This is a genomic window from Intestinimonas butyriciproducens (assembly GCF_004154955.1).
Lineage (GTDB): Bacteria > Bacillota > Clostridia > Oscillospirales > Oscillospiraceae > Intestinimonas > Intestinimonas butyriciproducens.
This window is the reverse complement of the sequence record NZ_CP011524.1, coordinates 1,847,821-1,867,226: the sequence shown is the minus strand read 5'-3', so window position 1 is coordinate 1,867,226 and position 19,406 is coordinate 1,847,821. Positions and strand designations below refer to the sequence as shown.

Sequence of the window (19,406 nt, the reverse complement as noted above, 5' to 3'; positions counted from 1 at the left end):
CAACTTATGAAACGCTACCGTCTGTTGTCCGCGGGCCTCGCCGTATTGCTCCTCCTGGGCTCCTGTTCGGTGCCGAATCCGGCTCCTTCGGAGGGGGAGACGCCGCGGCCAGGGCCCACATCCACTCCGGAACCGGAGCCGACGCCGTACAACGGCCCGGAAAATCCGCTTACGGGAGAACCCATTTCAGGAGAGCTGGCAAATCGGCGCCCCATTGCCGTCATGCTCAATAATCTTAAGGAGGCTCTGCCCCAATTGGGGCAGTCACAGGCGGACATCATCTATGAGTGCCTGGCGGAGGGCGGCATTACCCGCATGATGGGGGTGTATCAGAGTGTGGAAGGGGTGGGGATGATAGGGTCGGTCCGCTCCGCCCGACCCTATTATTTGGAGCTGGCGCTGGGGCATGACGCCCTGTACATCCACGCCGGGGGCAGTGAGGACGCCTATGCCAAGATCAGGTCCTGGGACGTAGATCATTTTGACGCGGTGCGGGGGCCCTATCAGGGCCGCTCGCCGGACTCCAACCTCATGTGGCGGGATGCGGACAGACGAAAAAACAACGGTCTGGAGCACAGTGTGGTCACCACCGGTTCTGCGATCGAGACCTATCTGCCCGAGGAGGTCCGGAGGGAGCACAAAGAGGACTACCGCTATCCGCAGCAGTTTACAGACGACGGTACGCCGGCGGCAGGGGAGAAGGCCGTTACCGTGACGGTGCCGTTCTCTAACTATAAAACAGGGGTCTTTACTTATGATGAGGAGAGTCGGACCTATCTGGTGGAGGAGTATGGCCAGCCCTACATAGACGGGAACACCGGGGAACAGGTGGGAGTCACGAACGTCATCATACTTCAGACGGCGTGCAGTGCCACCGGAGACAGTCTGGCCCACATTACGGTGGACCTCACCTCGGGCGGAGAGGGATGGTACGCCTGCGGCGGAAAAATCATTCCCATTCATTGGAGCAAGGCCGACCGCAGCAGTTCCTTTGTATACACCACAGAAGACGGGGAACCCCTGGTCTTGGGGCGGGGAAAGAGCTATGTGAACATCATCCCCTTAAAATCAGAGGTTATTTTCGCATAAGGCGGCATTCCGCGTTTTGCGCCGCTGCGGCCGGAGCAGGGCCTGTGCAGAGACGGAGTTACATAGAGCCGATGAGAAGGGGGCGCGGACAGCCAAGCGGCTGTCCGCGCCCTGAAATAAAAGGGATGGATCCCGGCGGGAACATGAAAAACGCTTTATTTGATTTTTGCCGCCTCTGGGGTGCCGGACTTCGAAGGTGCCCCAGCATGGACCTTTCGGCCGGCGTCAGCCCGCCAAGCAGCGGTATAGGAAGGTCACGATTTGGGCTCGGGTACAGTCTGCCAGAGGCTGGAAGGTGGTGGCGCTGGTGCCGGTGGTGATCCCCTGTTCCACGGCCCACTGCACTGCGCTGGCGTAGTACGCGCCTGCCTCCACATCTGTAAAGGGGATGCTGCTCCCGACCGTTGGGGAACCGGCGAAGCGGTATAGGAGGGTCACGGTCTGGCTCCGGGTCACGGTGACTTCAGGGGAAAAGGTGGTGGCACTGGTGCCGGTGGTAACGCCCTGTTCCACGGCCCACAATACAGCGTCAAAGTAATACGCATCGCTCCGGACATCCAGGAAGGGGGTATCGGAGCGCACAGGCGCGGGGGAACCGGCGGCTCTCCAAAGGAACGTCACCATTTGGGCGCGGGTACAGGAGACGTCGGGAGAGAAGGTGGCGGCACTGGTACCGGTGGTGATCCCCTCTCCTACAGCCCAGGCTACCGCATCATAGTAGTAATCGCTGGAACTCACATCCGTAAAGGACGGAGTTTCGTCGGGAAGGAGCGTCTCGATAAAGCTGGCCGTGACGCTCACCTTGGAGCCGGGCATGGTAAAGGTGTACTGGGTGTCGCTCTTCTTGGTCAGCTCTACGGTGCCGCCGTTTTTGTCGGTGACAGCGAGGGCATCCAGTTCATAGCCGGAATCCGGCTTTACCTTAACGGTGACGGTGTCACCCCTGGAGGCGTTTCTGGGGCTGACGGCCACAGTGCCGTTGGAGGTGCTTTCCACGCTCACGGCGTAGGTGCTGGAGCCGCCTCCGGAGCCGCCACTGGAGGAACTGGCGGTTACGGTCACGGTGCAGACGGCAGAGTCCAAGACAACGCCGCTGAGCGAAATCTGAACAGTGATCTCCGCCGCCCCCTCGGCCACACCGGTGACAACGCCGCTCCCATCCACCGTGGCGATGGATTCGTTGCTGGAGGTCCAAACCATGGTCACCTCTGCATTGGCCGGGTCCAGAGTCGCGGCCAGAGACGTGGTATAGCCCTTATGTACGGAGGCGGTACTGTCCAGAGCAATGGTTGGCTTTGCCACGGAATAAGTGCCGTCGGAGTTTTGTGTGGGTGCAAAGCCTTCGGCACAGTACTCGGGAAGGAGGGCGCTTCCAAAGGTGCCTCCGCTGACAGAAATGGCGGACTTTGCAGTTTCTGCGGCACGTTCATCTGCTATGATCCCTCCAAAGGTCCCCTGACCATGGATGGTCAGCGTATCCTCCGTGCGGGTGCTGTCATACAGAATTTTGCCGGTTATCGTACCGGTGTAGTCTTCATCGAACGTGACGGTCACGCCCGGATAGGAGGAGTATTGGCAAATGTCAAAGGCAATGACCTCGTCGCTGGAGGTGACCACGCTCGTATTGCCCTTGAACACGATGGCTCCGTTGTTGAAGCTTAGCGTGTAGTCCTCGCCGTCCACCTGGTTTTTGGCTTCGATTGTCATGTTTTCCAGCGTGAGATCGGCGTAATTCTGTATGATGCGCTTAATGTTATTTGCATTTTCCGCAATTGCGATGGTGCCGTTCTGGAACACAAGAGTGGAGTCCTTCAGCAACTGGAATCCGTTTGTCTCCGTATTTGTAGAGCCGGCGCCAGGACCGGTCAGTGTATAAATATGCCCGTCAAAATCAATGGTGAATGCTTTGCCTGAGGGAACGGAGATCCCAACTGCGTCGGAGACATCTTTCAAAAGAAGAATGGTGTCCCCCTGCTGGGCCGCGTCAATGGCATCTTTTAGGGTCTCGTACCCCAAGCTCCCGATGGCGGCAACGCTGTTCGCGGCAGGGACAATGTGCCACATGCCGGATTCGTCCTGTACCTTTTCGGCGGTAGAGCCCGCAATAACATATGCGCTCACATCGCTGGAGAAGGTACCGCCGGAGATAACGGGATCGTCGGCGCCGGCAGCCTTGGCGACCGATCCGGCAGTGCCCGCAAAGGTACCGCCGGTGATGGTCAGCTTGCCCACGTCGTTGGTGGAGGCGCTGGAGCCGCAGTTGACGACGGCATAGGTGTCGGAAGTGAACGTACCGCCGCTGATGCTGGCCTCGTTCCAATTCATCAGCGCATACTGGGTTACATTCTTGAACGTGCCGCCGGAGATGTCCAGCACGCCGCCGTCATCATTTTTAATGGTATTCAATCCGCCGTCGAACAAGCCGCCGGTGATGGTCAATGTGGGGGCGGCGGAATTCACGCCCTCCTTGTATTCCGTACCGTAGTTCTGATAGCCGTTTTCCACCATGCTGGAATACCGGCCGCTCTGAGAGACCGATACGCCCTCGCCGATGGTCATGACGCCATGATTGACAAGATTGTAGTAGGAATTCCCACCATTATTTTCAGCATTTTGGCCGTTCTCTGCGCTGCGGGTATACTCGCCCCCATTGAGGACAGCGGTGCCGTTGTTGAACAGGGCGGCTTTGGCGTGACTGATGTTGTCCACCTTACCGTTTCCGGCGCTGTCCTCCAAGGTCAGACGGCCGCCCAAGACGACGGTAATGGTATGGCTCCCCGCTGTGTTGGTCAGGGTATTGCCGCCCAAATCCAGGGTGACGGTCCGGTCCCCGCTTACGGTAATACTTTCCGCCGTATCCTTGAGGAGGACTGCGGTGCCGCCCTCGGCGGCGTCGATGGCGGTCTGCAGGGAAGCGTATACCTTGTCACCGACCTTTGCCACGGCGTCCGTATCCTCCTCGGTGCGAGCCTGCACAACATAGGAGACGCCGCCTTCCGTGGCCTCGACGGTCCTGCACTCGGCCGCCACGTAAGGCAGTGCGTCGGTCTCGCCGAGCATAGAATAGCTGCCGCCATAAAGGACGGAGGAGTTGGCCGTATTGGGGGAAACCTTGACGGCGCTGACCCCCTCCGGAGCTAGAAATGTGCCGCCGTAAATGTAGGAACAGGCATCCGCGTTGATGCCGCCGTCGCCGTTGGTGTTGTCATTGCCGATCAACACGGCGGTATAGTTGCCGGCGGTTTTAAATGTGCCGTCATGGATGATGCACTGGACAGTTCCGGCCTCGCCGGCGGCATAAAGGGCATAAAAAACGCTGCTTGTGTGGTTATTGTCGCAAACAACGGTCTCAAAGGTGCCGCCGTTCACCTCCAGATATCCGATGCTGGCGGAAACTGCGCCCTGCGTTCCCTTAAAATAGCCATCGTTGATGACCATGCAGGAGTCTTGGCTGTAGTTCCGGATCGTATAGCTCCATACGCCGCTGTGGCCGTCATTTGCGGCGCATGTGCTGCATGAGGTGTTGCTGAAATCGCCACCGTTGATGGTCGCAGTCCCCTCATTGAAAATTGCACAGGTGGCTGTGTCGAAGGTGCCGCCTTGAACGGTCAGTACCGCGTCTGAACCGGTATTCCGAATCCCTGAACCGCTGGCATATTTTGCGCCTCGGTAAGTGCCGTCCTCAATGGTCAGGGTACCTTTGTTATTGATCGCGCCGTAGCCGCCTTCCGCCGAAGCGGAGGCGTCAATGGTGCCGTTTCCGGTCACGGTAAGCGTCCCTTCGTTGACGATGGGACGTCCGACAAAGTCTGAAGCCACTGTGATGCGCTTGCCGCTCATGTCCAAGGTGAGCGTTTTGCCCGCGGCGACTGTGGCGATATCGCTGGTTGCCATGTCTGTGATGTCTCGGGTCAGCGTTACGCACTCGCCGTCCGCCGCATCGTCAAACGCATCTTGAAGCGTGGCGTAATAGACGATTCCAACCTGAGCGACCGCGTCTTCTTCTGACAGTGGCTCCGGCTGCTCCGGACCGACCGCATCATCGGGCACATCTTCGGCAGGGACGGCATATCGGGGGCAGCCCTCCAGATGCTCGGCGGCCTGGCAGGTTTCCTCCTGGTTACAGGTCACTCCGGACGGGGGGACACCCTCCGCCTCATCGGCCAACGCTGCGGTGGGCAGCCATCCTGCCAATAGGCACAGAGACAGCAGGCCTGCCAAGATTCGTGTTCTCATGTGCTTGCATCCTCCTCATTTGTTTGAATATTCTGGGATCGGGGTGAGAAATGCGGAGGCCGGTAAGCGCCGTCCGCACCGTCTGCCGGGACGGATAGTGCGGTGATCAGGAGCGCTCTTGCGGCCTCCCGGGTCTGCTGGGGAGGTCCCTTTGCCAGATACTCCAGGGCGTCGTTCCATTCGTGGAGCGATGCCGCTTCAGGCGGTATCCGCTCCAGGCTCCGGGCCAGCCTCGCTTTTTGCCAATCGTGCAGGCGGCGCAGATCGGACAGACAGGGGCAGTTTGTCTGCATATACATGGCGTCCAGCAGGGACATTTGAAACATCATGGGCCGTTCACCTCCTTATAACCGAAATCAATATTTCACTGATAAGACTCATTTTCGGCCTCCGCCAGCTACATATGGTGAGGATACGAAAAACACGCCATTCCGCCATATGGAAAGCAAGGTGTTCCGGTATTAGCGGTGCAAAATCCCAAGGCCGCAAAAAATGCGCATTTTTTGCGGCCTGGATTTTTGCACGCCTAATACCGGAACACCTTGCTTTCATATGGCGGATGGAATGGTTTATATTCCTACACCAATATGTAGCTGGCGGAGCCGAAAATTGCGATCTTATCAGTGAAATATTGATTTTGTTTTATGAGATAAGTCCCAGCCGGTCGAGTTGTCTGAGCTGCTCGTCGCCGGTGGTCAGCAGGTAGATGCGGGTGGTCTCAATACTGGAATGTCCCAGCACATCTGCCAGCCGGGCGATGTCCTTGCAGGCATGGTAGAAGGTCCGGGCGAAGAGGTGGCGCAGATTGTGCGGGTAGACCTTTTCCGGGGATACGCCGGCGGTTTTACAGAGCTGTTTCATTTCTCCCCATATCTGCCTGCGCGACAGGTACTTTCCGCTTCTGGTGCGAAAAATGGCGCCGGAAGTTATTTTTTGCTTTTTTGCGTATTTCAAAAGCTTGCGGCATAACTTGCCTGCCAGCAGGATCACCCGTATCTTACCCTTGAGCGAGATCTCCGCCCGGCCCCGCTGGGCGGCCTCCACGCTGAGATACTTGACCTCACTTACCCGGACGCCGGTGGCGCAGATGGCCTCCATCAGCAGGGCAAGCCGCTCTTTTCCGCTGCCCCTGGCTGCCTCCACAAGCCGGTCATACTCGGGGCGGTTCAGCTCGCGGGACTGGTCCCGGAACATGCGGTGCTGGATCTTCAGATACCTGATGCGCCAGTCCAGGCCCAGAAAGCGGCACAATCCATTGAGGGCGGCCAGCATGGAGTTGATGGTGACAGGCATATATCCGGCGGAGAGCAGATGCGCTTTCCACTCCGCCGCCAGCTCTTTTGTGAGGCGCCGCTCCTCCAGCCAGAGAGAAAGGGCCCGCAGGTCCCGCAGATATTTTTCTATCGTGCCGGGGGCGTGTTCCTCTGTCCGTAAGTGCAGGCGATAGGTGATGAGCAGCTCCCGGGTCAATACAGGTCCTTCCATGAAAAGTCCTCCGTTTCGAATAACAATACCTGTATTTTACCCAAAGAGAGGCCATCGTATGGGAGAAAATAAAATCGGCCCCTTATGCGCCGCCGGAACAGGGCGGGGACAAGGGACCGATCCGATCAACGCGCTCACCCTGCGGGTGTCCCCGGGAGGGACCGCAGGGTGAGCGCGTTGGCTATGAAGCAATGACGATGGAGGTCAAAGGGAGAACCTCCGGAAGTGCAGTGCAGCATTGGCCAGGGTATCTTCATCGTCATAGTTCCGGACTTCTAGAGTACCAGCACCTCGCCCTTTTCGTAGTCAGTGCTGTCATACGCCGCAAGTGTGCCCGCGGGGACAGACATGCCTTTCGCGGCAGAGTTCATATCCGCGGCTTTTGCCGCGGACCCCAGCAGAAGGGCGCAGATCATTAAAATGGGAATGCCCCGTCTCATGGTTCGGATCACCCGCTCTTTCATGGGATCAGGAACCTTGCTCCGTGCCGCTTTCACCCGGCGCATCCCCTTCCGGAGGAGTGCCGCCGGAAGGGGCCTGCCCGCCGGGACCGCCGGATGGCGGGTTGCCGCCGCCGGACGCTCCGGCTTCGCCGGGTTCTCCGCCTCCGGCCCCACCGGTGGAGAAGTCCCCTCCAGGGGTCATGCCGTTGCCGGACGGCCCCTCCGGTCTGTCGCCGCGGCAATCATGTCGCCTCTGCCGCCCATGCCGCCAGTCTGACCGTAGGAGGTCAGGCCGGTTTCCAGCGTGAGCTCTGCCAGCACCGTGCCGCCGGAGTAGCTGCCGCCGGAGCAGAGGCCGCGCGCGCTCTCACCGGAATAGGTCCCGCCATAGGAGACTGTGCAGACGGTGCCGCCTTCCAGTTCCGAGGCGCTGAACACGGCGCTACTGGCCTGGCCGGTGAGTCGGAACACAAAATCGTATGCGTCGCCCTTGAACTGGACATAGGTTCCGGCCTCCAGCGTCTGGCCGAAGCCCACGGACAGGGCGGGTTGATTCAGGTTGTTCGGGGTTGCCGCCATGTTGCCCGCGCTGGCGGAGAACAGGATGCCTCCATCCAGTGTAAAGGAGCTTTCATAGTCCAGGGCGCCGTCTCCGCCTCCGGTGCTGCATACGACCACCGTGCCGCCGGTCATCTCAATGGAGCCGTTGGAGTCCAGGCCGTCTCCGCCCGCAAGCACCTGGATCGTGCCGCCCGTAATGGTGATGGCGGAACTGTTTCCTCCCGGTGTGAAGGTGTTGCCCATACCGTGGCCGCCAAAACCGCTTCCATCATTTCCGCCTGCGGCGTTGAGACCGTCATCACTGGATACGGCGGTAATGTCGCCGCCGGAGACGGTCACGGTGCCGCCTTCCAGCCCTTCATAGCTGGCCTGGATATCCAGTGCGCCGCCGGAAACCATCAGCTCCCCGTCTGCGTGTGCCGCATCGTCACCGGTGGAGATGGTATAGCTGCCGCCGGTGATGGTGACGTTCCCATTGGCGTGGATGGCGTCGTCGGAACAATCCAGCGTATAGACGCCGCTGGACAGCGTCAGATCCGTCCCCGCTTTGATCCCTTTGGAGCTGACGTCGTCTCCCGTAGCGGTGCTGCCGCCGCCGCTGGTGATGGCATAGGTCCCGGCAGAGACCACTGCGCTGGTCTCCGCCTGGATACCGTCTTCTCCGGCTGTCAGGGTCAGCGTGGAGTTTAACACACTGACCCATCCCAGTGTCTCGTCGGAATCGTTGGTGGAGCGGACTGCGTCTCCGCCGCATGTGACGGTGAGGATGGCGCTGTCGATGGTATTGGAGTCCTTACCGTTGACGCCGTGATTTGCGGCATCGACGGTGACGGCGCTGTCATAGATCTCCAGGCTGTCTTTGCTGGTGATGCCGTTGTTATAATTGGCCTCCACCGCCAAAGCCCCCGCGCCTTCGATCACAAGATCCGCCTTGCTGTAGAGGCAGGCGTTGGGCTCCTCGTCGGCGGCGGAGGAGAGGCTGTCCGAAAAGGTGTAGCTCTCTCCGTCGGTCAGGGTGTTCTCCGTCCCCTCCATCAGATGGACGGTGGCGGTGCCCGCCTGATAGATGTAGAGCGGGCTTCCGTAGGAGCAGACGATGGATGCACCGCTCAGGGCCACAGTCACATCCGCGCTGCCGGCATTGACAATGATCCGCCCATTGTCCAGCGTGCCGCTGACGGCATAGATACCGCCCTCCGTAATCGTGACTACCCCGCCTTCCGCCTCGGCGCCGCTGCCCGCTATGGAGACAGTCGAGCCGGACAGGGTGATGATCGTGGCGCCCGTGAGATCCAGCGCGGCCGGCGTCCTGAGAGAGGCTGCGTTGGAGCCCGAGGGAGATGCGGGAGCAGCGGACCGGATACCTCCCTTGTCGGCGGCGGAATCATGATTTGGTGTTGTTTGGGAGGCGCCGCAGCCATTCAATATGCTCATGAGCAGTGCGGCGCCGAGTGAAATTGAGATCCATTTTCTGAATTCCATGAGGATGCCCTCCGGTGTTTAGTGTGCCTCCAGTATATATCCGGGGACCTAAAGCGAAATTAAAGGGCGGCCCGTTTTACGCGGCCTTTACAAAATGTTCACAGCCTCTTTAACTTCGCTTTAGGATGGGCCAGCATGATAGAAGCACAGAACACAAGGAAGGAGGCGCTTTTCGTGCCGCAGAACATTCAGCGCTGTTTTCAGAGATATGAAAAGAAATATTTGTTGAATCCCGAACAGTATCAGAAGATCCGGGCCGGACTGGCCCCGTACATGGAGGCGGACGAGCACGGACGCTATACCATTTGTAACCTTTATTACGATACCCCGGATTTCCAACTGATTCGGGCCTCTTTGGATAAACCCGTCTATAAGGAAAAGCTGAGGATGCGCAGCTATGGCGTTCCGGCTGATGGTGACAGCGTGTTTGTGGAGCTGAAGAAAAAATACAAGGGCGTGGTCTACAAGCGGCGAACCGTCCTGGAAGCGGGGGAGGCGCTGGATTACCTGGCGGGGCGCTGCAGTCCCCGTGCGAAAGATCAAATCTGCCGGGAGATCGACTGGTTTCTGGGCCGCTACCATCCCGTCCCGCAGGTGTTCATCGCCTATGATCGGGAGGCATTGGCGGGCCTGGAAGACCGGGTGCTGCGGGTGACATTCGACATCGATCTGCGCTGGCGGGACACGGCCCTGGACCTGCGGTCGGGAGACGGAGGGGAACGTATCACCTCCCGGGATCAGATCCTCATGGAGATCAAGATCCCCGGTTCAGCGCCGGTATGGCTGAGCCGCCTGCTCAGTGAAAATAGTGTGTTCCCAACCTCCTTTTCCAAATATGGGGTCTGTTATCGGGAAAATTTGATGTGGCCGGTCAAACGGCATCCCGGAAAGGCGGTGCGCTTCTGTGCTTGAGTCGATCATTGGGACGGAGATCACGCTGATCGCGTTTGCCGCCTGTATGGCGGTGTCCCTGGCGCTTGGATTGGGAATCGCATTTTTGTGCATGTACAAGACCCGCTATACCCAGAGCTTTGTGGTGACATTGGCGATTATCCCTGCTGTGGTCCAGATGGTCATTATGCTGGTCAATGGGAATATCGGCGCTGGTGTGGCGGTGGCCGGGGCATTCAGCCTGGTTCGTTTCCGCTCCGCGCCGGGCAGCGCACGGGAGATCGGGATGATTTTTCTGGCCATGGCCATCGGACTTGCCACTGGTATGGGATATGTGGTCCTCGCCGTCTTGTTCTTCGTGGTCATGGCGGCCTTTGTCCTGGCCCTGTCTACCCTCCGCTTTGGCGCGGGAAACGAGCAGGAACGTGAATTGAAGATCACCATACCGGAAAATCTGGACTATGAGGGGCTGTTCGACGACCTCTTCGAGACTTACACCCGTTCCGCACGGCTGGAACGGGTTAAGACCTCCAACATGGGGACCCTGTATGAACTGGACTACCGGGTGGTCCTGCGGGATGCCCAGGCGCCCAAGGAGTTTTTGGATCAGCTCCGGTGCCGAAACGGGAATTTGAATATCGTATGCGGCAGGGTCGCCTCTCAGGAGGTCCTTTGAGATACGCGGCGGGCCCCGGGAAACCATTGCGTTTTTCCCGGGGCCTGCCGTATAATGTGAATCAGGTGATCAAAATGCGTTTGCTGATTGTAGAAGATGAATTGGATCTGGCGGAGGCCTTGGCCGCGTTTTTGGAAAATCACCAGTATATCGTGGATACGGTCCACGATGGGCGCTCCGGATACGACTATGCCTCCAGTGGAAATTACGACGCAGTGATCCTGGACATCATGCTCCCCCAAATGGATGGGATCGAGGTCCTGAAGCTGCTGCGGGCAAAAGGCATCGCCACTCCTGTGATGATGCTGACCGCAAAAGGGGAGAAAGAGGACCGTATCAAGGGTTTTGATACAGGAGCCGACGACTATCTGCCCAAACCTTTCGATCCGGACGAGTTGCTTGCACGGGTGCGGGCCATGCTGCGCAGAGGTGGGGGATACACGCCCAATGTCATTGCATTCGGAGATCTGGCGTTGGACTGCAGAGAGGGCATCCTGCGCTGCGGGAACCGCTCCGAACGGCTTAGCGGACGGGAATTTCAGGTGATGGAGCTGTTCATGCGCGCGCCCAGAGCCATTGTCTCCGCCGAGCGGATCATGGAACGGATCTGGGGCTGGGAATCGGATGCGGAGATCAACGTGGTCTGGGTCCATATCTCGAATCTGCGAAAAAAGTTAGCGGTCGTCGGTTCCTCCGTGGTGATCCGGGTCAGCCGGGGCCTGGGATATTCTCTGGAGGAGGGCAAATGATCCACAGACTGCGCCGAAGATTCATCCTCATTGCAATGGGGGCCGTTACGCTGGTGATGGTAATGATGTGCCTCTCCATCAACATTATCAACTTCCTGACAACAGATTCCGATTTGGAAAAGACATTGCAGGTCCTCTACGACAATCAGGGAACGATGCCTCAATTTCCCGGCGGAAAGCCGGGGGAGCGGCCCGGCGGGCCATTTACGGTGGAGACGGCCTATTCCACCCGGTACTTTGTGCTGCGCTACAGCGAGGACGGCACGCTGGACAGCGCCGATATGAGGCATATCGCCGCGGTGTCGGAAGAGGATGCCGGCCGGTACCTCGATATTGCGCTGAAGCATGGAGAGGGCTTTGGGTACACCGAAGACAGCTATAAATATTATGTGGCGAGGGTGGGGGAGGGCCGCTATATGGCGATTTTTCTGGACTGCGCGCAGGAGCTGCGCTCTTTCCGGACGTTCGCCCTTGCCTCCCTGGCTGTGGTGATTGCCTGCATTGTCCTGGTGCTCGTGCTGGTCCTGCTGCTCTCCAAGCGGGCGATCGATCCGGTGGTGCGCAGTGCGGAAAGGCAAAAGCAATTCATCACGGATGCCGGTCATGAGCTGAAGACGCCGCTCACCGTCATCACGACCAGCCTGAAAGTGCTGGAGATGGAAGTGGGGCGGCAGAAATGGATCGATAAGGCGCGGGCTCAGACAGATAAGATGACCGAACTGGTCAACGATCTGGTCATTTTATCGCGGCTGGATGAGGAGAAGCCGCCCATATCCAAATGCCGTTTTGACGTCAGCGGTGCGGTTTTGGAAGCTGCCGACTCCTTCCGGGCTTCCGCAGAGGCACAGGGGCACGCCTTGGAACTGAACATCGTCCCAGGGCTGACCTACCATGGGGATGAATATGCCGTGCGCCAATTGGTTTCCATTCTTCTGGATAACGCGATCAAATATACCGATGCAGGCTGCCCGATTCAGCTTTCTTTGTGTGCTGCGGCAAAAGGGGTCCTTCTCAAGACCCAAAATGCCTGTGCCGGCATAGAGCCCGAGGAACTGGACAAGCTCTTCGACCGCTTCTATCGGGCGGACAAGGCCCGCACCAGGCAGGAGGGGGGCGGCTTCGGCGTGGGCCTGTCCATTGCACGGAGCATTGTGGAGGCCCACCGGGGGACGATTCAGGCGGATTGTCCCGCCCGGGGGATCATCCGGTTTACAGCGGTGCTCTGCTGATGAAGGGCGTGGCTTTGCCCCGCTTCCCATGGTACGGGCCGTCCCTGTGCATGAAAAAAACGCAACTCAACGTTGAGCTGCGTTTTTTTCATGCATATCTGTTGGATGTGGTCGGCGGGTAGAGACGGGATCAGATGATACCGCGCTCCTTGTACTCCGCCAGTGTGGCCTCATCCAGCCCAAGCATCTGGCTATAGACCTCCGCATTGTGCTGCCCCAGCAGCGGGGCAGGGGTACGGATGGTCGGCTTGGTGTCCATCAGCTTGACGGCGTTGCCGGTCACAGTCATCTCACCGATGACAGGATGCTCCTGCTTGACATACATCTCACGTACGTCTGCAATATGATGGTCGGTGGTGACCCGACTGGCGTCATAGATGGGACCGGCCGGGATTCCGGCGGCCATGACCGCCGCCACGCCCTCGTCGATGGTCACGGTGGTGGACCACTCCTCGATCAGGGGCTTCAGCAGGGCGTGATTCTCCGCGCGGATCGCCACGGTGGCAAAGCGCGGATCGGTAATCAGCTCGGGGCGGTGGAGCACCTTATTGCAGAGGTCCTCATACAGCTTTTGGTTGCCGCAGGCGATGATGAATTCGCCGTCAATGGCATGGAAAGAGTCGTACGGGGCCAGGGGCGCATAACGGTTGCCCATCCGCTCGGGAATCTTGCCGGTTTCCAGATAGCGCATCATGTCGGTACAACAGGCGGAAACGATGGTGTCCACCAGCGATACGTCCACCTTCTGCCCCTTGCCGGTCAGGGTTCTGGCGTGTAGCGCCGCCAGGATCCCAATGGTGATGTTCAGGCCGCCCAGAATATCGCCGATGGAATTGCCCACCCGGGTGGGAGGGTCATTGGGCTGACCGGTGATGCTCATGATGCCGCCCATTGCCTGCGCCAGGATGTCGTATCCGGGCCGCTGAGAATAGGGACCGTAGCTCCCGAAACCAGAGACCTCGGCATAGATGAGCCGGTCGTTGATCTCTTTGAGCACGTCGTAGCCGAGCCCCAGCTTATCCATGACGCCGGGGCGGTAATTTTCGATAACCACATCGGCCTCGCGGACCATCTTTTTAAAGAGCTCTTTGGCCTCCGGTGCCTTTAAATTCAGGGTGATGCTGCGCTTGTTCCGATTGATCGATGCGAAGTATACGCTGGAATCATTGCGGAAGGGCCCCCAGGCCCGGGTGTCGTCTCCGCCCTTGGGGGTTTCAATCTTGATGACATTCGCCCCCATGTCGGCCAGCTGCATAGTGCAGTAAGGACCGCAGAGCACGCGCGTCAGGTCCAGGATGGTAATGTCGCTCAATGCACCCGTTGAAGGCATAGGATCAAACCTCCCGATCAGTTGAATCCACCGTCGATGGTGATGGTCTGCGCAGTGACATACGAGGCCTCGTCAGAGGCAAGGAAGGCATACAGCTGGGCAGTCTCGCGGGGATCGCCATACCGGCGCAGGGGAATCTTTGCGAGCTTGGCCTGCTTGACCTCCTCGGGAACGGCGGCGTACATATCGGTCATGATGGAGCCGGGGGCAATGGCGTTGACATTGATGCCGTACTTGCCCAACTCCTTGGCCTGTACGCGGGTCATGCCCATGATAGCGGCCTTGGAGGCGGCATAGTTGGACTGGCCGAAGTTGCCGTTGTAGGCGGAGACGGAGGCGCAATGCACGATCTTGCCGTATTTCTGTTCCATCATATAGGGGACGACCGCCTTGGTCATCAGGAAGTTGCCGCGGAGATTGACGTTGATCACAGCGTCAAACTGCTCGTCGGTCATCTTGTAGAATTGAGCGTCCTTGGTGATCCCGGCGTTGTTGATCAGAATATCGATCCGCCCGAACTCCTTGGCGACGGCCTCGACCATTTCGGTCACCTGCTGCTTGTCGGCGATGTTGACGACAAAGGGACGCACGGTGCCGAGGGAAGACAGGTCCTGAGCAGCCTGAGCGATCTTTTCGGCGCTGATATCGCAGATTGCGACTTTAGCGCCCTCTTCCAGGAATAGCTTGGCGGTTGCAAGGCCGATGCCGGCGGCGGCACCGGAGATGATGGCGACACGATCTTTCAATTTCATAATGGGGGACGCTCCTTTCTGTTATGTGCATGATGTAATGCGAAGTATGTGCGTGGCAAGTGCTGGGATTGCTCTATTCTCACATTGATTATGGACCAGAGACCGCCAAAAGACAATTATAAAAGGTTTTGTGAATTGTTAATTAAAAAACTAATGGAGAAGTTCTCCCTCTGCACAAAAAATAGAATTTGCATTTTGAAGGATTCTGCGTTATGATAAAAGACAGCCATTTTCTAGTTTATTAGAAAATAGAATTTGTTTGATTTTATTCGCAAATTGGCAAAATATTTCGACTGAAATTTTAATTTTGGAAGGAGATCAGGTGTCCTTATGAAAATGCTGCATCTTCAGTATTTCAAAGCTTTGGCGGAAAATGAACATCTGTTTCGTACCGCAAATGAGCTGTACATATCTCCCTCCGCGCTCAGTGCGTCCATCAGCCGTCTGGAGACGGATCTGGGGGTGCGGCTCTTTGACCGTGTGGGCCGGAACATTCAGCTCAACGAGGATGGAAAGAAGTTTTATTACCATGTAAAGCGCGTGCTCGATGAGCTGGACTTGGCGCGTATGGAGCTGAAACAGTCGGGAGAACACAAGATGCCCAGCCTCAACGTCGCCACCTCCACGCATGTGCTCTGGGAGGAGCCTTTTGCGGAATACGTCCAGAGAAATCCGGGCATCGCCTTTACCAGCCGCACCGTCCCGCTTGAGCGGCTGGCCTGCGGCGAGCAGATGATGCGGTATGATTTTATCATAACCGCCCTGTCGGACATCCCCTCGTCAGAATACGAGTACGAGGTCCTGATCCCCAACGACCGCCCGATATTAGCGGTGTACGAGGGGCATCCGCTGGCCAACCGAAAGGAGATCTCCCTCTCGGAGGCCAAAAACGAGGCATTTGTAGCGCTTTCAAAGGGCTTTTCCTCCAGAAAGTATTTCGACGTGATGTGTGAACTGGCGGGATTTACCCCCAATATCGTGGCGGAGGGCGATTATGCGCTCCGGACTAGGCTGGTGAAGGATCATGTCGGCATTACGCTGACCACTCTTATGGGGGCAAAATCCCTCCTGCTCCGGGGATTGAAATTCATTGAAGTTGTGGAACCGGTCAATTATCGCATCCAATCGATCTTTTGGAAGAAGATGTGCGACCTGTCTCCGCAGGCCAAGGCGTTCAAGGCATTTTTGATCGCGTATTATCGAAACTACGAGCTGACGCTCCCTTAAAACGCATGAAACGCATGAAAACAGATTGCTGCCCGGCGAAGCGCTATGCTTTGCCGGGCAGTTTTTTAGAAAGTTAAAGAAGTGGAATGATTAAGAGAGGACTGTGGTATCCCAGGAAACTTGGTGAATGGTTGACAAAAAAGACGGCTATTTCCGCACAGGATAGAATGATATAAACAAAATTAGATGTTAAAATCTTTATACCATTGTTCTATTCTCACAAAAATATAGATGCTGGAGGAGGAGAGTACCTTACTATTTTTAGGGTCTTAAGGGATTAAAAGAAATAGATTTTAAGAGAAAATGGAGTGAGTGATTTTGGCAGATATCATTATGAACGCATTGAAAATGCCCAGTGAACTCCTTGGCGCCGACATATGGTGTTTGATTCTCATCCTAGTTACTCTGGTTCTCTTTGCCGCAGACAAGTGGCCTATGGGCTTTGTCGCCATGGTGTCCTCCATCGTTCTGGCATTGACCGGTACTATGGAGGTAAAACAGATCTATGCCGGCTGGTCCTCCAACCTGGTCCTCATGCTGATCGGCATGATGATCGTCGGCCAAGCTATGTTTGAGACAGGCGCCGTTATTATGATCGGCCGCCCCATCATGAAGGCCAAATGGGCCAGCAATGAGCGCTCCGTGATGATTGCCCTCATGCTGATTTCGGGCATCCTCTCCGCGTTCCTGTCCAACACCGCCGTCGTGGCCACCTTTATCCCCCTCATCGGCGCCATGGTCGCCTCCTCCAAGGGAAAGCTGCATCAGAAATATTTGATGATGCCCCTGGGCTTCGCCGCCGCGTTGGGCGGCACCCTCACCGTCATCGGCTCCACCTCTCAGCCTATGGTCAACACTGTACTGGAGGGGCAAGGCTTGGAGCTGATGGGCATGTTCTCCATTCTGCCCGTTGCCCTGCCCTCTTTTATCTTTATGATCATTTATATGAGCACTGTTGGCTACAAGGGCATGAAGAAGCACTGCGATTTTGAGGACGTCCTGATCGACACCGATGCCTCCGCCATGGAAACCTTCCAGCCTACCTGGCGCACCTGGGTCTCTATCGGCGTTCTGGTGTTCTGCGTCATTGGCTTCTTCCTGGGCCTGTGGACGCTGGCCGCTATTGCCCTGATCGGCGCTGCCGTTTGTATCTTCACCGGGTGCATTTCCTTTAAAAAGGCTTTCAACAGTGTGGACTGGAACACCATCTGCGTGATGGCCTTTGCCCAAGGCATCGCTGCGGCCATGAACGATTCCGGTGCCGGTGCCATGATTGCCAACTGGGCCGTCAACGTCGTGGGGAACAATCTGGTCCTGCAGTTGGCCGCCTGCATCATCGTCAACACGGTCCTGACCAATATCATGTCCAACACTGCGACCGCCGCCATGATGGCCCCGATTTACATCCTCATCGCCTCCCAATTGGGCGTGAGCTATATGCCATTCATGATTGGCATCGCAGTGGCCACCAACCTGACCGCAGCCACCCCCATTGGCGGTACCGCTGTCACCATGACCTCTCAGGCAGGCTATCGCTTCAAGGATTTTGTGAAGATTGGTACCCCCATGAACGTCGTTTGGGCGATCCTGACCATTGTGATGACGATTATCTGCTTCCCCTTCTGATCCGAGGCAAACGCTGCCCGAAATGCTGAAGCGTTCGAAAAAGCAAAGTGTGGGCCCCCGAAGCGGCACCCTTTATGCGGCGCCGCTTCGGGGGCTGTCTGTTCAAAGCCGGTTCGTCGTGGTGCCGTGAGCGGGAAGAGGCATAGGGACCGGGCACTTCCATCGTGTTCAACCGGGCTTTTGCCTGCGCTTTGATGGAGACGGGGGAAAATGGGGGGTCAGATTGACAAACGAGGGGGCATGTTTAATATAAGAAAGAAATCGGATGCTCTTTTGCCGTTGGTGCTGTTGGATGTCCATCCGTGTGTCTGGACACGGGATAGGACGAGGCCGGCAAAAGAGTCTGTTTTTTCATTATGGATGCCGAGAGCGAGGCTCTGCTGGAGTTTCAGGCAGAAGGGGGGAGGAGAATGAAAATTTTTCCTCCAAATGTTAATGGGCGTTGACATAAGTTGAGAAAAAATCATATAAAAAATATGTGATAGTTAGAAAAAACTAACTTCCGGACAGGAACCTCCGACGGAGATGGCCGGATGAGACCAGCGGTGCCAAGAAGTATGTAGGCGGCCTCTTCGGCTACGACCGCAGCGCCTCCGGCAGCACGGCCTCCTATTACGGAGGGAACCTGCCGGCGGCCGGAGAGTCGTATTCCTCCGGCACGATCGAGACCTTTGCCTCCGCTATCCTCACCGGCGGCAGGGTGGACGCCGCCCTGGTCTCCGGCAAGACCATCTATCGCAATCCCGAGCTGGTCACCGCCCTGAACCTGTGGGTGGATGGTCAGGAGGTGGATTACACCGCCTGGGAAAAGGGCGGCAGTTCCCCCGTATTTACCCGGAAGGAGAGCACCAGCGCCGCCTATGGCGTTACCCTTGACACCAAGGGACTGGAGCACGGCTCCATTGATCTGGCGGCGGACGGCTCCAGCGTGGAGCTGACCAAGGTGGACGGCAGAACCTGTACCTTCACCATGGTCCGGCAGGCGGTTGCGGTCGCCGCTGTGTTCACCGCATCCAAGACTACCAGCACGGACGGCACCCTGAAGCCGGGTACCAACACGGTGACCTACAGGCAGGGCATGGGTACCGGCCAGGGCGTGATCAGCGGACCCACGGGAGGCCTTGTCGTGGGGGGACCATGGATCGGTCCATCACTGCCACCAGGACCCCGCGCATACGGCGGCTGGAGAAGCGGGCCGACCGGACCAGAGAGATCGGACAGCAGAAGGATCTCGCGCCCCTTCAACCGGACGCAGGGAAGGCCGGACAGATCGACTTGTGAACTGCCTTCCAGACAAAAGAGCGTCTCAAAATGCCTGGGGGCCAAATCCATTGGGAGGGGCCCGCGGGGAGCGGTGCAGTCAAAAGCGCAGATGCGCAGGCCGGGCATGGAGGGAACCCAGGAGATTTTCCCCTAGTGTGCGGGGTTCTCAGAAAACTGTTTCAGCAGGGCTTCAAACAAGACGACCTGCCTACCGTTACAAAAAGATAGTTAGTTATAGCTAATCATCTATTATTAGAAATCAAACTATACGATTGTGAAATCCGTTGTGTTACAAGGCTTTGAGCGACTTTTGGAAAAGAAGATTTATATTGGGAGATTCTGAACCAAACGGCCCAAAGTGGACTGG

General features: G+C 57.4%; 16 protein-coding genes. 8 read left to right on the top strand and 8 right to left on the bottom strand.

Going from position 1 to position 19,406, the window contains the following annotated elements; genetic code table 11:
* The first annotated feature begins 6 nt into the window (after positions 1 to 6).
* A complete protein-coding gene (locus SRB521_RS09370) occupies positions 7 to 1,089 on the top strand; it encodes a DUF3048 domain-containing protein (RefSeq protein ID WP_116721734.1) in 1,083 nt (360 codons plus the stop codon).
* Positions 1,090 to 1,314: 225 nt separating this feature from the next.
* Here the strand turns inward: SRB521_RS09370 and SRB521_RS09365 are convergent, their stop codons facing one another.
* The 6 genes from SRB521_RS09365 to SRB521_RS09350 form a co-directional block, all read right to left on the bottom strand.
* Complete coding sequence (locus SRB521_RS09365) at positions 1,315 to 5,325, bottom strand: S-layer homology domain-containing protein (protein WP_116721733.1); 4,011 nt, start codon at positions 5,323 to 5,325, stop codon at positions 1,315 to 1,317.
* Positions 5,322 to 5,654 carry a hypothetical protein gene (locus SRB521_RS09360; RefSeq protein WP_075703733.1) on the bottom strand — a complete coding sequence of 111 codons (333 nt, stop codon included), beginning with the start codon at positions 5,652 to 5,654 and terminating at the stop codon, positions 5,322 to 5,324. Before SRB521_RS09360 ends, SRB521_RS09365 begins: the two co-directional genes overlap by 4 nt.
* A gap of 313 nt (positions 5,655 to 5,967) precedes the next feature.
* The gene (locus tag SRB521_RS09355) at positions 5,968 to 6,810 is read right to left on the bottom strand and encodes a tyrosine-type recombinase/integrase (RefSeq protein WP_033117091.1); all 843 of its coding nucleotides are present in this window, start codon (positions 6,808 to 6,810) and stop codon (positions 5,968 to 5,970) included.
* A gap of 275 nt (positions 6,811 to 7,085) precedes the next feature.
* Positions 7,086 to 7,274: a hypothetical protein gene (locus tag SRB521_RS16155; RefSeq protein WP_075703735.1), complete on the bottom strand. Its 189-nt coding sequence runs from the start codon at positions 7,272 to 7,274 to the stop codon at positions 7,086 to 7,088.
* Positions 7,275 to 7,278: 4 nt separating this feature from the next.
* Positions 7,279 to 7,455 carry a hypothetical protein gene (locus SRB521_RS16150; protein WP_165366614.1) on the bottom strand — a complete coding sequence of 59 codons (177 nt, stop codon included), beginning with the start codon at positions 7,453 to 7,455 and terminating at the stop codon, positions 7,279 to 7,281.
* Positions 7,452 to 9,248 carry a carbohydrate-binding domain-containing protein gene (locus SRB521_RS09350; RefSeq protein ID WP_165816286.1) on the bottom strand — a complete coding sequence of 599 codons (1,797 nt, stop codon included), beginning with the start codon at positions 9,246 to 9,248 and terminating at the stop codon, positions 7,452 to 7,454. Before SRB521_RS09350 ends, SRB521_RS16150 begins: the two co-directional genes overlap by 4 nt.
* A gap of 222 nt (positions 9,249 to 9,470) precedes the next feature.
* On the opposite strand from SRB521_RS09350, the gene SRB521_RS09345 reads away from it, so the two are divergent.
* The 4 genes from SRB521_RS09345 (at position 9,471) to SRB521_RS09330 (ending at position 12,841) form a co-directional block, all read left to right on the top strand.
* Positions 9,471 to 10,208 (top strand): polyphosphate polymerase domain-containing protein, encoded by a 738-nt coding sequence (locus SRB521_RS09345; RefSeq protein ID WP_058117590.1) that lies wholly within the window; start codon positions 9,471 to 9,473, stop codon positions 10,206 to 10,208.
* A complete protein-coding gene (locus tag SRB521_RS09340) occupies positions 10,201 to 10,863 on the top strand; it encodes a DUF4956 domain-containing protein (RefSeq protein ID WP_320765402.1) in 663 nt (220 codons plus the stop codon). The genes SRB521_RS09345 and SRB521_RS09340 overlap by 8 nt, the downstream gene beginning before the upstream one ends.
* Positions 10,864 to 10,937: 74 nt before the next feature.
* Positions 10,938 to 11,612, top strand: coding sequence for a response regulator transcription factor (locus tag SRB521_RS09335; RefSeq protein ID WP_058118739.1), 675 nt, complete (start codon positions 10,938 to 10,940; stop codon positions 11,610 to 11,612).
* Entirely contained in the window at positions 11,609 to 12,841 is a 1,233-nt protein-coding gene (locus SRB521_RS09330; RefSeq protein WP_075703738.1) for a sensor histidine kinase, read from the top strand. Before SRB521_RS09335 ends, SRB521_RS09330 begins: the two co-directional genes overlap by 4 nt.
* A gap of 130 nt (positions 12,842 to 12,971) precedes the next feature.
* On the opposite strand, the gene SRB521_RS09325 is transcribed toward SRB521_RS09330, so the two are convergent.
* Together SRB521_RS09325 and fabG are read right to left on the bottom strand one after the other, a co-directional pair.
* The gene (locus tag SRB521_RS09325; protein ID WP_058117592.1) at positions 12,972 to 14,171 is read right to left on the bottom strand and encodes a CaiB/BaiF CoA transferase family protein; all 1,200 of its coding nucleotides are present in this window, start codon (positions 14,169 to 14,171) and stop codon (positions 12,972 to 12,974) included.
* Between the two features lie 17 nt (positions 14,172 to 14,188).
* Complete coding sequence (fabG, locus tag SRB521_RS09320) at positions 14,189 to 14,923, bottom strand: 3-oxoacyl-ACP reductase FabG (RefSeq protein ID WP_033117096.1); 735 nt, start codon at positions 14,921 to 14,923, stop codon at positions 14,189 to 14,191.
* 330 nt (positions 14,924 to 15,253) lie between these two features.
* Here fabG and SRB521_RS09315 point away from each other — a divergent pair, with 330 nt between their 5' ends.
* The 3 genes from SRB521_RS09315 to SRB521_RS09305 all read left to right on the top strand — a co-directional run bounded on the left by SRB521_RS09315 (position 15,254) and on the right by SRB521_RS09305 (position 19,193).
* Positions 15,254 to 16,150, top strand: coding sequence for a LysR family transcriptional regulator (locus SRB521_RS09315; RefSeq protein ID WP_116721730.1), 897 nt, complete (start codon positions 15,254 to 15,256; stop codon positions 16,148 to 16,150).
* 333 nt (positions 16,151 to 16,483) lie between these two features.
* On the top strand, positions 16,484 to 17,776 hold the full coding sequence (locus SRB521_RS09310; protein WP_207215967.1) for an SLC13 family permease: 1,293 nt from the start codon (positions 16,484 to 16,486) through the stop codon (positions 17,774 to 17,776).
* A gap of 700 nt (positions 17,777 to 18,476) precedes the next feature.
* On the top strand, positions 18,477 to 19,193 hold the full coding sequence (locus SRB521_RS09305) for a hypothetical protein (RefSeq protein ID WP_116721729.1): 717 nt from the start codon (positions 18,477 to 18,479) through the stop codon (positions 19,191 to 19,193).
* Positions 19,194 to 19,406 lie beyond the last annotated feature (213 nt).

What these genes read in the sequence shown, in the direction of transcription:
- SRB521_RS09370 (WP_116721734.1), top strand. Translation starts at nt 7, where the DNA reads ATGAAACGCTACCGTCTGTTGTCCGCGGGCCTCGCCGTATTGCTCCTC.
- SRB521_RS09365 (WP_116721733.1), bottom strand. Translation starts at nt 5,325, where the DNA reads ATGAGAACACGAATCTTGGCAGGCCTGCTGTCTCTGTGCCTATTGGCA.
- SRB521_RS09360 (WP_075703733.1), bottom strand. Translation starts at nt 5,654, where the DNA reads ATGATGTTTCAAATGTCCCTGCTGGACGCCATGTATATGCAGACAAAC.
- SRB521_RS09355 (WP_033117091.1), bottom strand. Translation starts at nt 6,810, where the DNA reads ATGGAAGGACCTGTATTGACCCGGGAGCTGCTCATCACCTATCGCCTG.
- SRB521_RS16155 (WP_075703735.1), bottom strand. Translation starts at nt 7,274, where the DNA reads ATGAAAGAGCGGGTGATCCGAACCATGAGACGGGGCATTCCCATTTTA.
- SRB521_RS16150 (WP_165366614.1), bottom strand. Translation starts at nt 7,455, where the DNA reads ATGACCCCTGGAGGGGACTTCTCCACCGGTGGGGCCGGAGGCGGAGAA.
- SRB521_RS09350 (WP_165816286.1), bottom strand. Translation starts at nt 9,248, where the DNA reads ATGAGCATATTGAATGGCTGCGGCGCCTCCCAAACAACACCAAATCAT.
- SRB521_RS09335 (WP_058118739.1), top strand. Translation starts at nt 10,938, where the DNA reads ATGCGTTTGCTGATTGTAGAAGATGAATTGGATCTGGCGGAGGCCTTG.
- SRB521_RS09330 (WP_075703738.1), top strand. Translation starts at nt 11,609, where the DNA reads ATGATCCACAGACTGCGCCGAAGATTCATCCTCATTGCAATGGGGGCC.
- SRB521_RS09325 (WP_058117592.1), bottom strand. Translation starts at nt 14,171, where the DNA reads ATGCCTTCAACGGGTGCATTGAGCGACATTACCATCCTGGACCTGACG.
- fabG (WP_033117096.1), bottom strand. Translation starts at nt 14,923, where the DNA reads ATGAAATTGAAAGATCGTGTCGCCATCATCTCCGGTGCCGCCGCCGGC.
- SRB521_RS09315 (WP_116721730.1), top strand. Translation starts at nt 15,254, where the DNA reads ATGAAAATGCTGCATCTTCAGTATTTCAAAGCTTTGGCGGAAAATGAA.
- SRB521_RS09310 (WP_207215967.1), top strand. Translation starts at nt 16,484, where the DNA reads ATGAACGCATTGAAAATGCCCAGTGAACTCCTTGGCGCCGACATATGG.